This is a genomic window from Bacillus sp. FSL P4-0334, from assembly GCF_038004825.1.
Classification (GTDB): domain Bacteria; phylum Bacillota; class Bacilli; order Bacillales; family Bacillaceae; genus Bacillus; species Bacillus velezensis.
The window spans coordinates 77325-91960 of sequence record NZ_JBBORX010000002.1 but is presented as its reverse complement, the minus strand read 5'-3'; the positions used below and the strand labels follow the sequence as shown (position 1 = coordinate 91960).

General features: G+C 47.0%; 13 protein-coding genes, 1 pseudogene and 1 riboswitch. Of the genes and pseudogenes, 8 read left to right on the top strand and 6 right to left on the bottom strand.

Annotated elements, in window-relative coordinates:
- Positions 1–11: 11 nt before the first annotated feature.
- A complete protein-coding gene (locus tag NSQ37_RS20965; protein WP_007408830.1) occupies positions 12–1016 on the bottom strand; it encodes an ABC transporter substrate-binding protein in 1005 nt (334 codons plus the stop codon).
- A 137-nt stretch (positions 1017–1153) separates the two neighbouring features.
- Here NSQ37_RS20965 and NSQ37_RS20960 point away from each other — a divergent pair, with 137 nt between their 5' ends.
- Together NSQ37_RS20960 and NSQ37_RS20955 are read left to right on the top strand one after the other, a co-directional pair.
- A complete protein-coding gene (locus NSQ37_RS20960) occupies positions 1154–1927 on the top strand; it encodes an alpha/beta hydrolase family protein (RefSeq protein ID WP_015240429.1) in 774 nt (257 codons plus the stop codon).
- 57 nt (positions 1928–1984) lie between these two features.
- Complete coding sequence (locus NSQ37_RS20955; RefSeq protein WP_003152249.1) at positions 1985–2227, top strand: DUF2584 domain-containing protein; 243 nt, start codon at positions 1985–1987, stop codon at positions 2225–2227.
- Between the two features lie 42 nt (positions 2228–2269).
- On the opposite strand, the gene pckA is transcribed toward NSQ37_RS20955, so the two are convergent.
- A complete protein-coding gene (gene pckA, locus NSQ37_RS20950; RefSeq protein ID WP_341124797.1) occupies positions 2270–3853 on the bottom strand; it encodes a phosphoenolpyruvate carboxykinase (ATP) in 1584 nt (527 codons plus the stop codon).
- A gap of 197 nt (positions 3854–4050) precedes the next feature.
- Positions 4051–4190, top strand: a riboswitch (SAM riboswitch).
- Between the two features lie 169 nt (positions 4191–4359).
- Between pckA and metK the strand changes: the two genes are divergently transcribed.
- From metK to alaP, 3 genes are all read left to right on the top strand, one after another.
- Positions 4360–5562 carry a methionine adenosyltransferase gene (gene metK / locus NSQ37_RS20945; RefSeq protein ID WP_003152253.1) on the top strand — a complete coding sequence of 401 codons (1203 nt, stop codon included), beginning with the start codon at positions 4360–4362 and terminating at the stop codon, positions 5560–5562.
- Positions 5563–5705: 143 nt separating this feature from the next.
- Entirely contained in the window at positions 5706–7604 is a 1899-nt protein-coding gene (gene asnB / locus NSQ37_RS20940; RefSeq protein WP_160223231.1) for an asparagine synthase (glutamine-hydrolyzing), read from the top strand.
- Positions 7605–7806: 202 nt separating this feature from the next.
- Entirely contained in the window at positions 7807–9210 is a 1404-nt protein-coding gene (alaP, locus tag NSQ37_RS20935) for an alanine permease AlaP (RefSeq protein WP_160223516.1), read from the top strand.
- 174 nt (positions 9211–9384) lie between these two features.
- Here the strand turns inward: alaP and NSQ37_RS20930 are convergent, their stop codons facing one another.
- Positions 9385–9900 (bottom strand): gamma carbonic anhydrase, encoded by a 516-nt coding sequence (locus tag NSQ37_RS20930; RefSeq protein WP_025285156.1) that lies wholly within the window; start codon positions 9898–9900, stop codon positions 9385–9387.
- A 46-nt stretch (positions 9901–9946) separates the two neighbouring features.
- Between NSQ37_RS20930 and NSQ37_RS20925 the strand changes: the two genes are divergently transcribed.
- The 3 genes and pseudogenes from NSQ37_RS20925 to NSQ37_RS20915 all read left to right on the top strand — a co-directional run bounded on the left by NSQ37_RS20925 (position 9947) and on the right by NSQ37_RS20915 (position 12744).
- On the top strand, positions 9947–10726 hold the full coding sequence (locus tag NSQ37_RS20925) for an alpha/beta hydrolase (protein ID WP_003152261.1): 780 nt from the start codon (positions 9947–9949) through the stop codon (positions 10724–10726).
- Between the two features lie 20 nt (positions 10727–10746).
- Positions 10747–11826, top strand: a complete 1080-nt coding sequence (locus NSQ37_RS20920; protein WP_038464600.1) for a tetraprenyl-beta-curcumene synthase family protein — start codon at positions 10747–10749, stop codon at positions 11824–11826.
- Positions 11827–11936: 110 nt separating this feature from the next.
- Positions 11937–12744: pseudogene (locus NSQ37_RS20915) on the top strand (glycerophosphodiester phosphodiesterase family protein).
- Positions 12745–12761: 17 nt separating this feature from the next.
- Here the strand turns inward: NSQ37_RS20915 and NSQ37_RS20910 are convergent.
- The 3 genes from NSQ37_RS20910 to NSQ37_RS20900 all read right to left on the bottom strand — a co-directional run bounded on the left by NSQ37_RS20910 (position 12762) and on the right by NSQ37_RS20900 (position 14625).
- Complete coding sequence (locus NSQ37_RS20910) at positions 12762–12956, bottom strand: hypothetical protein (protein ID WP_003152265.1); 195 nt, start codon at positions 12954–12956, stop codon at positions 12762–12764.
- A 122-nt stretch (positions 12957–13078) separates the two neighbouring features.
- Complete coding sequence (locus tag NSQ37_RS20905; RefSeq protein ID WP_007613246.1) at positions 13079–13660, bottom strand: tRNA (mnm(5)s(2)U34)-methyltransferase; 582 nt, start codon at positions 13658–13660, stop codon at positions 13079–13081.
- Positions 13657–14625 (bottom strand): TIGR01212 family radical SAM protein, encoded by a 969-nt coding sequence (locus NSQ37_RS20900; protein ID WP_007408822.1) that lies wholly within the window; start codon positions 14623–14625, stop codon positions 13657–13659. Before NSQ37_RS20900 ends, NSQ37_RS20905 begins: the two co-directional genes overlap by 4 nt.
- Positions 14626–14636: the final 11 nt, after the last annotated feature.

The window sequence follows — 14636 nt, the reverse complement described above, 5'->3', positions numbered from 1 at the left end:
TCATGTTCCTCCTATTGTTCTGAGGTGACTTTTTTGGCGATTTTTGTGTTGACGAGTTTGCTGTACGGAATGTGTTTCGGTAGCTCTCCGGCTTCATCCATAATGGATTGAAGCTGTTCCCATTCATCCTTTTGCAGAACTGGGTCTGCAGAGAATGACTTTTGTTTTTTATAGCGCTCTATTGATGTTTCGATAATAGCCGGATCGGTATCGGCAAATTCCTTCTGAATCGTTTTTGCGATGTCTTTGGCCGGATGGCTTTCCACCCATTGCTGGGCGCGATAGATGGCGCGGGTGAATTTTTCCGCCGTCTTTTCATTGGTTTTCAAATAACTTTCTTTTGCCATAAAGGTTGTGTACGGCATTTGGCCGGAAGCTTCTCCGAAGGATGCGACGATATGGCCGATGCCTTCTTTTTCAAATTGGGATGCCGTCGGTTCAAACAGCTGCACATAATCACCCGTTCCGGATGCAAATGCGTTGGAAATATTGGCGAAATCAATGTTTTGAACGAGGTTAATGTCTTTTTTCGGCTCTATGTGATTCTTTTTCAGGACGTACTCACCGGCCATTTGGGGCATGCCGCCTTTTCGCTGGCCGAGAAATGTTTTTCCTTTTAAATCGCTCCATTTGAATGATTTCTCATCCTTCCGTGACACGAGAAATGTGCCGTCCGTCTGTGTCAGCTGTGCGAAGTTGATGACCGGATCTTTTGCTCCCTGCGCCTCCACGTAAATGGATGTTTCAGAACCGATCAGCGCGATGTCTGACCCGTTTGACAAAAGCGATGTCATTGTTTTGTCTCCGCCCCATGTTGTTTGAAGTGACACTTGGAGCCCTTCTTTTTTAAAGAAACCTTTTGCTTCAGCGACATACAAAGGCGTATAGAAGATGGAGTGTGTGACTTCCGCCACCTTTACCTTTGTCAGACTTTCTTCCTGTCTGCAGGCCGGAAGAATGAGCAGGAAAAAGGCGCATATGACAAAAACGCAGCCCGTTTTGAGCCATTTGTTCACGGTGTAACCTCCTTGTTTTAAGCGTTAAATAACCTTTTCTGCTTTACATATCGTATGATGGGTATAAAAAATGTGTGAGTGCCCATATTCACGTTGGGAAAGAATAAAAAAACTGATGATATAAGGAGGCCATTGTTTTGCTGGTAGAAAAGAAAAGGTTCCCGTCTCCGAGTCCGCATGTCCGCCTCTTTGAGGTATGCTATGAGTCAGAAGGGCTGAAGGTAAAGGGGCTTCTTGCCGAGCCTGCGGCGCCGGGAACATATGACGGTTTTTTATATTTGCGCGGCGGCATAAAAAATGTCGGCATGGTACGCCCCGGAAGAATCGTTCAATTCGCTTCCCAAGGCTTTGTCGTGTTTGCGCCCTATTACAGAGGCAACCAGGGCGGCGAGGGAAATGAAGATTTTGCGGGAGAGGACAGAGAGGACGCGTTTTCCGCTTTCCGCCTGCTTCGGGAGCATCCGAACGTCAGGGAAGGGCGGGTGCATATTTTCGGTTTTTCCCGGGGCGGTATCATGGGGCTTTTGACCGCGATTGAAATGGGGCATCAAGCGGCTTCGCTCGTATCATGGGGCGGTGTGAGCGATATGGTGCTTACTTATGAAGAGCGGAAGGATATGCGGCGGATGATGAAGCGGGTGATCGGAGGCACGCCGAAAAAGGTGCCGGATGAATACAGATGGCGTTCACCGTTTGAAAACGCAGACCGCATTCAGGCCCCTGTGCTGCTCATCCATGGAGAGAATGATGAGAATGTTTCGATCGAACACGCCCGAATGATCGAGGACAAGCTGAAAGAGGCGGGGAAACCGGTGGAAACTTGGTATTACAGCGGTTTTACGCATTATTTTCCGCCGCAGGAAAACAGACGCATTGTCCGGCGGCTGGCGGAATGGATGAAGACACGGTAAGATGCCTGATTTATGATATGATAATAAAGAATAAGAGAATGAAAGGGGATTTTCATTTTGGGAATGCCTGTTGAATTTAATACCATGATTGTGACAAAAGGCAATGAAAAACGGATAGAGGAAAATATCTTTTTATTGGAGAAAGAGGGCTACCGCGTCTATCCTCTTGATATTCCGATGGACGTGCGCAAAACGAAAACCGGCGAGAAATCCGGCACCGGCGAGGTCCAAAAGCTCGAATGGGCGAACGGCCGGACAAGCATTACATACAGACTCACGTCGCTCCATTCGACAAACTGAAAAAACAAAAGCCAAGGGCATAAACGCCCTTGGCTTTTTTGATTACACGAGAGGTCCGCCGGCTTTGGCAATCGAGTCTGCATGGGAAAACTTTTTAAAGTTTTCTTTAAACTCATTGGCTAAAAACAGCGCTTTTTCGTTGTATGCTTGTTTATCGCTCCATGTGTTTTCAGGCTGAAGAACTTCATCCGGAACGCCCGGAACATGAACGGGACTGCGCAGGCCGAAAATGCTGTCTGCCGTCATGTCAGTCTGGTTCAGTCTGCCTTCAATAGCGGCCTTGACCATCGCTCTTGTATACGAAAGTTTCATCCGTTCTCCGACTCCGTACCCTCCGCCGGTCCAGCCTGTGTTGACCAGGAAGACTTGAACGCCGTGTTCGTCGATTTTATGCCCGAGCATTTCGGCATATACATGCGCCGGAAGCGGAAGGAACGGTGAACCGAAGCACGTGGAGAAAGTCGTTTGCGGAGATGTCACGCCGCGCTCGGTTCCCGCGAGTTTACTGGTGTACCCGCTTAAGAAGTGATACATCGCCTGTTCCTTCGTCAGTTTGCTGATCGGAGGGAGCACACCGAATGCGTCCGCCGTTAAAAAGACGATCGCCTGCGGATGGCCGGCAATGCTCGGCTGCACGATATTGCCGATAATCTCAATCGGATATGCGGCTCTTGTGTTTTCCGTGTAGAAGGAATTGTCGTAATCCGCTTCACCCGTTTTTTCATCAAGCACGACATTCTCAAGAACAGACCCGAAGCGGATCGCACGAAAAATCTGCGGTTCTTTTTCCTCGCTCAGATTGATACATTTAGCGTAACATCCGCCTTCAATGTTGAAAACGCCGGAATCTGACCAGCCGTGCTCGTCATCGCCGATCAGTTTGCGGTCCGCATCGGCTGAAAGCGTCGTTTTCCCTGTGCCGGAAAGGCCGAAAAACAGGGCGACATCGCCTTTTTCACCGACATTGGCTGAGCAGTGCATCGGCAGTATATCCTGCTGCGGAAGCAGGAAGTTCATAATGGAGAATATTGATTTTTTCATTTCTCCGGCGTATTCGGTGCCGCCGATTAAAATGACGCGCTTTTCGAAAGAGACAATGATAAATGTTTCCGAATGCGTGCCGTCCGTCTCCGGATCTGCTTTAAAATGCGGAGCTGAGAGAATGGTGAAAGGCTGCGCTTGCGTGTCTCTTTCATCCGTCTCCGGTCTGATAAACAGCTGGCGCGCGAATAAATTGTGCCACGCAAATTCATTTACGACCGTAATCGGGAGTCTGTATTTTTCATCCGCTCCCGCGAATCCTTCAAAAACAAACAGTTCATCCCGCTGTTTTAAGTAGCTGACGACTTTGGCGTACAGCTTTTCAAACGCCTCTTCAGAAATGGGCTGATTCACCGCACCCCAATCAATTTGATTTTCTGTGCTTTGTTCACGGACGATAAATTTATCTTTAGGTGACCGGCCTGTATATGCGCCGGTGGTGGCGCGTACGGCGCCCGTTGATGTCAGCGTTCCTTCATTTCGGCTGATCACTTTTTCGGTAAGTTTTGGAGCCGATAAATTATGATGCACATTCGGACTTGCAAGTAATGCTTGAAGATCTGCGGTTAAATCAACTAATTTCATAAAAACCTTCCTTTGCCGGTTTATTTGTATTTCGCTGAATGTGGAATTAGTATAACATATATCTGAAAATAGTCTATACTATTTGCGGTTTTTTGTTTGTGTTTTTCCATTGCTTCCCGAAATAAAGGCGCGTAATCGCTTTAATTCATATTGACACTTTCCGCCCTTTTACGATAAGATATTTCATTGAGCGGATACTCTTATCCCGAGCTGGCGGAGGGACAGGCCCGATGAAGCCCAGCAACCGGTTTCTCTGTAAAAAAGCAGGTGAAAACACTGTGGGAAACCAAGGTGCTAACCTGATGCAAGGTTTAATATTTTCCTTGAGCGATAAGAGTGAAAGGCACACAGACCAAACCCTTTCCTCGAGTGGAAAAGGTTTTTTTATTTCATAAAATATGCCAATTAACATTCTCTGATATAGTATGACATTGTATTAAGAGGGAGCGAGTTCCGTATCATATGAAAAGGTCTTGCAAAAGATCTTTTTTCAGGAGGAAAAGTGAATGAGTAAAAACCGTCGACTATTTACATCTGAATCTGTTACTGAGGGTCATCCGGACAAAATCTGTGACCAAATTTCTGACAGTATCTTAGATGAGATTTTAAAAAATGACCCGAACGCGCGCGTGGCCTGCGAAACATCTGTAACGACAGGACTTGTGCTGGTAAGCGGAGAGATTACTACATCAACATACGTTGACATTCCGAAAACAGTCCGTGAAACGATTAAAGAAATCGGCTACACACGCGCCAAATATGGATTTGATGCGGAGACTTGCGCTGTTTTAACATCAATTGATGAACAGTCTGCGGATATCGCCATGGGTGTCGATCAGGCTCTTGAAGCGCGTGAAGGCACAATGAGCGATGCTGAAATCGAAGCAATCGGAGCGGGAGACCAAGGCCTGATGTTCGGTTATGCGTGTAACGAAACGAAAGAGCTTATGCCGCTTCCGATCTCTTTGGCGCATAAATTAGCCCGCCGTTTGAGCGAAGTCCGCAAAGAAGACATTCTTCCGTACCTTCGCCCTGACGGCAAAACGCAAGTTACCGTTGAATATGATGAAAACAACAAGCCGGTCCGCATCGACGCGATCGTCATTTCAACTCAGCACCACCCGGAAATTACGCTGGAGCAGATTCAGCGCAATCTGAAAGAGCATGTCATTAATCCTGTCGTGCCTGAGGAACTGATCGATGAAGAAACAAAATACTTCATCAACCCTACGGGACGTTTCGTAATCGGCGGACCTCAAGGTGATGCGGGTCTGACCGGCCGTAAAATCATCGTTGACACATACGGCGGATATGCACGCCACGGCGGCGGCGCATTCTCCGGTAAGGATGCGACGAAGGTAGACCGTTCTGCGGCATACGCTGCGAGATACGTAGCGAAAAACATCGTGGCAGCAGGTCTTGCTGATTCTTGTGAAGTGCAGCTTGCATACGCAATCGGCGTGGCACAGCCTGTTTCTATTTCCATCAATACATTTGATACAGGAAAAGCTTCTGAAGAAAAACTGATCGAAGTCGTACGGAATAACTTCGACCTGAGACCTGCCGGCATTATTAAAATGCTTGATCTGCGCCGCCCGATCTATAAGCAGACAGCTGCTTACGGCCACTTCGGACGTCATGATGTGGATCTTCCTTGGGAGCGTACTGACAAGGCGGATGCGCTTCGCAAAGAAGCACTAGGAGAATAATTTTATAGCCGCTTACTTAAGCGGCTTTCCCTTTTTGTAGATGCTGCCATGCTTATTTTTTACATAGCGTGAAACCAATGGCGTAACAAAGCGTCTATAAAAAGGGGGTCCAATTAGAAAATTACACTTATGGAGGCTATACTATGTGTGGATTTGTCGGTGTTTTTAATAAGCATCCATTAACTCAAACCGCAGATCAAGAAGAGCTAATCAAACAAATGAACCAAATGATCGTTCACCGCGGTCCTGACAGCGATGGGTATTATCATGACGAGCACGTCGGATTCGGCTTCAGACGGCTCAGTATTATTGACGTAGAAAACGGCGGACAGCCTTTATCATATGAAGACGAAAAATATTGGATCATTTTTAACGGCGAAATCTATAACTACATTGAATTGAGAGAAGAGCTTGAAGCGAAAGGCTACACTTTCAATACAGATTCCGATACCGAAGTGCTCCTTGCGACATACCGTCATTATAAAGAAGAAGCTGCTTCAAAGCTTCGCGGAATGTTTGCGTTTTTAATCTGGAACAAAGCTGACCGCGTCATGTACGGCGCGAGAGACCCGTTCGGAATTAAACCGCTGTATTACACAACCATCGGGGACAAAGTATATTTTGCATCTGAAAGAAAAAGTTTAATGGCCGCTCAAAACGGCATTGATCTTGATACAGCTTCTTTACAGCAATATATGTCTTTCCAATTCGTTCCTGAACCGAGCACGCTTGACGCTGAAGTGAAAAAAGTTGAGCCGGGCAGCCAGTTTACGATCCGCCCGGAAGGCGACATCGCGTTTAAAACATATTTCAAAGCGAACTTTAAGCCTGTTCAGTCTGATGAAGATAAATTGGTGAAAGAAGTCAGAGACGCAATCTTTGACTCTGTCAAAGTTCACATGAGAAGTGACGTTCCTGTCGGTTCGTTTCTATCCGGCGGTATCGACTCTTCTTTTATCGTCTCAGTTGCGAAAGAATTTCACCCGAGCCTTAAAACATTTTCCGTCGGTTTTGAGCAGCAGGGCTTCAGTGAGGTTGACGTAGCGAAGGAAACGGCTGCCGCGCTCGGGATTGAAAACATCAGCAAAGTCATTTCTCCTGAGGAGTATATGAACGAGCTTCCGAAAATCGTCTGGCACTTTGATGACCCGCTTGCAGATCCGGCGGCGATTCCTTTGTACTTTGTCGCGAAAGAAGCGAAAAAACATGTAACGGTCGCGTTATCCGGGGAAGGCGCGGACGAGCTGTTCGGCGGGTACAATATTTACCGCGAACCGCTTTCGCTTAGACCGTTTGAACGCATTCCGTCCGGTCTGAAAAAAATGCTTCTTCATGTGGCGTCCGTCATGCCTGAAGGAATGAGAGGGAAAAGCCTCTTAGTCCGCGGCTGCACACCGCTTGAGGAGCGCTATATCGGTAATGCGAAGATTTTTGAAGAGCCCGTGAAAAAACAGCTGCTCAAACATTACAATCCAGAGCTTTCATACCGTGATGTCACGAAGCCGTACTTTACGGAAAGCCGTTCATACAGCGACATTAATAAAATGCAGTATGTTGACATCCATACGTGGATGCGCGGCGACATCCTGTTAAAGGCTGACAAAATGACGATGGCCAACTCATTGGAACTGCGCGTGCCGTTCCTTGATAAAGTCGTGTTTGACGTGGCTTCTAAAATTCCGGATGAACTGAAAACGAAAAACGGCACGACGAAATACCTTCTGCGCAAAGCTGCTGAAGGGGTAGTGCCTGATCATGTGCTTAACCGCAAAAAACTCGGCTTCCCTGTGCCGATCCGCCACTGGCTGAAAAATGAGATGAACGAATGGGTTCGCAACATCATTCGTGAAAGTGAAACAGATGCTTATATTGAAAAGGATTATGTCCTTCAGCTTCTGGAAGATCATTGTGCCGACAGAGCGGACAACAGCCGCAAAATCTGGACCGTGCTGATCTTTATGATCTGGCACAGCATCAATGTTGAAAAAAGACTGGTGCCGGAAGAGCTGAATCATCAGCCGAAAGAAGTCATTTTCGTTTAATCCAAAAGGCTTTCGATGTTATCGAAAGCCTTTTTTCTATTGTTTTTTGTAAACCGTCTATTCCGCTCTGTTTTCGACAAAGTATTACGCAATATTCAGAAAAAGGTTATAATAGGACTAATCGGGTAGATTCCGGAAAGTGTTTTCTGGCTATTTCGTCTCGGTTTGTGTTTCTTTGTCAAAATCAGGGGGAGGGAGAGTTATGCAAAACAAAGAAAAAACGCTTCACCGCGGCTTGGAAGAGCGGCATATCTCGCTTATGTCGTTGGGCGCCGCGATAGGAGTCGGGCTGTTTCTCGGGTCGGCTTCTGCCATAAAGCTTGCCGGGCCGGGGATTTTAGCCGCTTACGCCTGCAGCGGGCTGATTATGTTTTTTATTATGCGGGCATTAGGGGAAATGGCGATTCAAAAGCCTGTAGCCGGCTCATTCAGCCGATATGCCAGAGATTATCTCGGTCCGCTTGCCGGGTTTTTAACAGGCTGGAATTATTGGTTTTTATGGGTTGTTACCTGCATGGCGGAAATCACCGCGGTCGGCATTTATATGGGCTACTGGTTCCCTGACGTGCCGTCATGGATATGGGCGCTTTGTGCACTCGTCATTATGACGGCTGTCAACTTTCTGGCGGTCAAAGCGTACGGTGAGCTTGAATTCTGGTTTGCGCTCATTAAGGTCTTGGCGATTCTGTCAATGATCGCGATCGGTCTGGTGATGATCGTATTCGGTCTCGGAAACGGAGGCGTTGCGCTCGGAATCAGCAATTTATGGAGCCACGGCGGCTTTTTCCCGAATGGGATTAAAGGGGTGCTGCTGTCGCTTCAAATGGTCATGTTTGCCTATCTCGGGATTGAGCTGATCGGTGTCACAGCCGGTGAGGTCAAAAATCCGGAAAAATCACTGGCGCGGGCCATAGATACTGTTTTTTGGCGCATTCTCATTTTTTACGTCGGAGCTTTGTTTGTCATTATGTCAATTTATCCGTGGCAGGAAATCGGTTCAGGCGGAAGCCCGTTTGTTTTGACATTTGAAAAAATCGGAATACCCGCTGCAGCCGGAATCATTAATTTTGTCGTATTGACGGCGGCCCTTTCTTCCTGCAACAGCGGGATCTTCAGCACGGGGCGCATGCTGTTCAATCTGGCGGAACAAAATGAAGCGCCTAAAGTATACGGTACGGTCACAAAAGGCGGTGTGCCGGGAAAAGCGGTATTGGTTTCAGCGGGCGCGTTATGCATCGGCGTTTTGCTGAACTACGTGGTGCCGGCGAAAGTGTTTACGTGGGTGACGAGCATTGCGACGTTCGGTGCGATTTGGACATGGTCGATTATTTTGCTTTCCCAAATGAAATACCGGAAAAGCTTACAGCCAGAACAACGGAAAAAACTGAAATATAAAATGCCTTTATACCCCTTTTCCTCATATATCTCATTGGCATTTCTCGCTTTTGTCGTTGTGCTGATGGCTTTTAATGCAGAGACCCGGGTGGCCGTCATCATCGGGCCTGTCTGGTTCGGCATATTATTAGCCGCCTATTACGGGAAAGGTTTCCATAAAAGAAAAGACATAGGTCTGGAAAACGGACAGACATTCGCCGAAAAAGCGTAAAAAAAGAGCCCGGGACATGGGCTCTTTTTTTCATAGGATCGGGCCGGCGGGGAAGAATAAAACAAATTCCTGAACATTTTGCTTCTGTTTCCTGACAATCGGGAGAATGCAAATGGTTTTTACTTAAATAATATTTTGAAAAATGGTACAGTAATAAAACAAAGCTGATCTTTTTTATTTCTCTTGCAGTGTTTTATAGTATCGGCCTTTTTCAACATATTCCGTTCTGATTCTTTCCATGTCCCGTATGTCTTCTTCTGTCAGCCGGCGGATAACCTTTGCGGGCCGGCCGAACGCAAGACAGCCGGGAGGAATGGTTTTGCCCGGAGGAACGAGACTTCCGGCGCCGATAAACGCGCCTTCTCCGATTTCCGCCCCGTCAAGAATGACGGAGCCCATACCGATTAAAGCATTCTTTTTGATGATTGCGCTGTGCAGTGTAACCTGATGGCCGATCGTGACGTCATCTTCAATAAGAAGCGGGCGGTTCGGACTTTGATGCAGACAGCTCAAGTCTTGTATGCTGACTCTTTTTCCGATCCTTGTCGGCGCAACATCCCCCCGGATGACGGCTGAGAACCAAATGCTTGATTGTTCTCCGATCACGACGTCGCCCGTAATGACGGCGTTATCCGCAATGAACGCTTCAGGATGTATGTCAGGCGTAAATTGTTTATAAGGGTAGATTATCATGTCTCATCCTTCTTTCTCTAAATTTATGTAAGAGGTGAACTGCATGTGGACTTGGAAAGCAGACAGGCCCGTCGGTACCATTGTCATTATCCACGGGGCAAGCGAATACCACGGACGTTATAAATGGCTCGTTGAAATGTGGAGATCTTCCGGATATAACGTGGTGATGGGCGATTTGCCCGGTCAGGGAACGTCGACCCGCGCCAGAGGGCATATTCGCTCTTTCCAAGAATACATTGATGAAGTAGATATATGGATTGATAAAGCGAGAACGCTTGAAGCGCCCGTTTTCCTTTTGGGCCACAGCATGGGCGGACTGATTGCGATAGAATGGTTTAAGCAGCAGAGAAATCCCCGCATTACGGCACTCATTTTATCATCACCTTGTCTGGGTCTGCAAATAAAAGTCAATAAAGTCCTTGATTTTGCGTCTAAAGGACTGAACGTCCTCGCTCCGTCCCTCAGAGTGGATTCCGGCTTATCACCTGATATGGCAACGAGGAATGCGGATATGATTGAAGCGGATCAAAACGATTCTTTATATGTCACGAAGGTATCCGTAAGATGGTACAGAGAGCTTTTAAAAACCATTGATGCCGCTATGGTGCCGACTGATGCGTTTTTAAAGGTGCCGCTTTTGCTTATGCAGGGCGGAGATGACAAAATCGTCGATAAAATGAAGGTCCGCAAATGGTTTTCCGGTGTGGCTTCCCATAATAAATCGTACCGGGAATGGGAAGGGCTTTATCATGAAATTTTTAATGAACCGGAAAGAGAAACTGTGTTTAAGGCGGCAAAAGCCTTTACAGATCAGTATATTTGAATTCGCTGGGGGTGCATATGTTGACAGTACCGGAACATCCTTTTAACCTTATGACAAAAGTGTATCGGGAAATTTTTCCGCTCGTTCATCAGGAATTGAACATGTGGCGGGAAAAATCAGATTCCATTAAAAATACCGAACTGCGGCAGCAGGCGGCCGCAAGTATCCGCGATAAGTCGTTTCATTGTGAAGGCGGCGGCATTTTAGCCCTGCTTTCGGGAGAACAGAAACAGAAATGCGTACAATTTATCATCGCGTATCAGACAATCAGTGATTATCTGGACAATCTGTGCGACCGCAGCACCTCGCTTGATCCCGAGGACTTCCGCATGCTTCATCTCTCCATGCGTGACGCGCTGACGGTCGGTGCCGAGGTGCGGCCGTACTATCAGTACAGAGACGAGCGGGATGACGGCGGTTATCTTCATGAGCTGGTCAGAACATGCCAGCGGGTGCTCGGGTCAATAGAACATTACGGTATCATTAAACCTTATTTGCTTGAGCTGTGTGATTATTATTGCGATCTTCAGGTTCATAAGCATGTCGTTGAGCATGAACGCGTTCCGAGGCTTAAAGGCTGGTTTGAGCAGTACCGGTCACAGCTTCCGGAAATGGAGTGGTTTGAGTTCTCGGCTTGCGCCGGATCGACGTTAGGCATTTTCTGTCTCGTTGCTTACTCATTCCAGCCTGATTTTAACGAACATACCGCTGAGAAAATCCGCAGCAGTTATTTTCCGTACATACAAGGGCTGCATATACTGCTTGATTATTTAATTGACCAGGAAGAGGATCTGCTTGAAGGCGATCTGAATTTCTGTACGTATTATCAGTCTCATGAAGAAATGATGCAGAGACTGCAGCATTTTATTGAAAAAGCGGATGAACATTTGCAAGGCATTCCGCATGAAAATTTTCACCGGCTGATCAACAGAGGGCTGCTCGGCGTCTATTTATCCGATGACAAAGTCGCCGGCCAAAAAGAAATGGGCCGCCTCGCGCGAAAGCTGATCAGGGCTAGCGGAAAAACGTCATTTTTCTTTTATATCAACGGAAGAGCCTACCGCAAATTTCAGAAGATGGCTTGGACGAAAAGTTCGTAATGGGTGAACTGCGCCTCTCGTGTAAATCATGACGGCGCAGTTTTTTATTTATGACGTGAAGTATGAAATGAAACATTGTTTGCGCCTGCAGAATATGATACTTTAATTTTATGAAAAAATTAAAGTATTTAGCGGCCATAGCATTACTTTCCATTTCCGGAGGCTGCTCCGTCATCCATGCTTCCGCCGGCTATCATCCTGTCTTGATAGCGCACAGGGGCTCTTCTGCGATTGAGCCGGAACATACAGCTTTGTCTTATGCGCGTGCCATTAAAGACAAAGCAGATTATTGAGATAGACTTACGGGAGACAAAGGACGGCCATCTGATTGCAATTCACGATAAAACGGTAGATCGGACAACAGATGGTAAAGGGATGACAGATGATCTGTCTTTGGCTCAGATTAAGAAACTGAATGCGGGAAAAGGAGAAAAGATTTTAACATTAGAAGAAATCATACAGAAATTCGGACAAACTGCCAATTACTATATTGAGACAAGAGAAAGCAACGGCAGCCTGGTGATGGAAAAGAAACTGATTGACATATTACAAAAACATAAGCTGATTTCCAGCCATAAAGCAGTCATTGAGTCTTTTAGCGGGAAGAGCTTAAAGAAAGTTCGATCTATGGATAAAAAAGTTCCTCTTGTTCGATTATTAAAAGATAACGAGGCTGAGGAGATAAATGATAAGCAGCTGCAAACCATCAGAACGTATGCTGATACAGTCGGGCTCAACGCCAAATTGGCAAATGAAGCAGTCGTGAAGCGCATTCATCACAATAAGATGAAAGTGCACGTGTTTTTTGATAAGGAAGACGAGCATACGCTGACGCCTATTATGCTGAAACAAAAAGCAGATGGTGTCTTTACGAACAATCCCGCTTATACACGCGGCGTGCTGCAAAACAGTAAATAAAAAGAGACATGCGCATTTTACGCTGTCTCTTTTTTTAACGGTTTCTTTTTTGCCGCAAGGTGCATTGCGAATTTGCCGATCAGCCCGATGACAAAAAATGCAGCAAACCACCAGTAATAGGTTTTTGCGAACTCAAATCCTAAATGTCTTGATAAAATGATGACGAACATCACATAGGGAACACTTGAAAATATGATGCGAAGAATATTCAAACTGCCGCTCCTCCCAGATGTTACACTTAAAAGATGTGCTTTTTTCCATTGTTTCATAGTAATTGACTTTTCAGGAAAAGTAAACACAAAAAGAATCGGCCCGCTTATGACAGGCCGATTCTTTATTTGCCGGCAGATTTCTTTTCAATCGCTATAATAAACGGCGGGTCGTTTCGCTGGTTGAGAAAGCCGTAGCTCAGCACGCGCGCTTTTTCCTGATCAAGATTGCTGCAGTACTCCAGTAATGCACTTTTTTCCGTCTTGCCTTCAGGATGCCCGTGGTACACAACGAGAACGATCAGCCCGTTCTCCTTCAGCAGTTCAAGGAGCTGTTCGATCGCGGAAATGGTTGAGTGGCCGTTTGTCGTAATGCTTTTATCGCCGCCGGGCAGATAACCGAGATTAAACACGGCGCAAGCCACACGACCGTGCGCATCCTCAGGCAGCGATGCCTTTATTTGATCATGGCTCTTATGGTGAAGCGTGACGCGCGGGCCGAAGTCGGCACCGAGCCGCTCCTTCGTTTTAGCGAGTGCGTCCGCTTGAATATCAAAGGCATGAACATGTCCTGTCTCACCGACAAGGCCGGCCAGGAAATATGTATCATGTCCGTTGCCCATCGTCGCGTCAACCGTGATATCACCTTCCTGTGCGGCGGACTTCAGCAATTCTTTACTGAAAGGGAGGATGTGCATCAAGGTCATAGGGCGGTCTCCTCCCCGATCTTTCTGAAGAGCTTTCCTTGATAGCTTCCCCGTGTTTCCAGCTCTTTTTGAATGGCGCCCAGTACTTCCCACTTATTGACGCTCCACATCGGCCCGACCATTAATTCGATCGGCCCGTCTCCCGTAATGCGGTGAACGATCATTTCCGGGGGAATGATTTCGAGCTGATCACATACAAGACTTACATATTCTTCTTGAGAAAGGAACTCCAGCTTTCCTTTTTCATATTGCTTCACCATCGGTGTGCCTTTTAATAAGTGAAGCAGGTGAATTTTAATGCCTTGGACATCCAAATCAGCGACGGCTTTGGCCGTCTCCATCATCATGTCCCTGTTTTCAAGCGGAAGCCCGTTAATGATATGGGAACAAACGCGGATGCCGTGTTTTCTCAGTTTATTGACGCCCTCAACATAGCAGTCAAAATCATGGGCGCGGTTGATCAGAAGGGCGGTCCGCTCATGCACGGTCTGCAGCCCGAGTTCAACCCACAAATACGTCCGCTCATTCAGTTCGGCCAAATATTCCACGACATCGTCCGGCAGGCAGTCCGGACGGGTCGCGATCGACATGCCGACAACGCCGTCAAGCTTGAGGACGGATTCGAATTTTTCTCGCAGCTCCTCTACCGGGGCATGCGTATTCGTGAACGCTTGGAAATATGCGATATATTTGCCGTCTTTCCACTTTTCGTGCATACGGTTTTTGATATCGTGAAATTGCGTGAGTAAGTCATCGGCCCGATTGCCGGCAAAATCGCCGGAGCCCGCCGCGCTGCAGAATGTGCAGCCTCCGTGTGCAACCGTGCCGTCCCGATTCGGGCAGTCAAAACCGCCGTCAAGCGCGACTTTAAACACTTTATGCCCGAAATGCTCCCGCAGATGATAATTTAATGTATGGTACCGTTTTTCCGTATTTGAATAAGGAAAAGGGTTATTCTCGTTCAATGTTCAAAAAG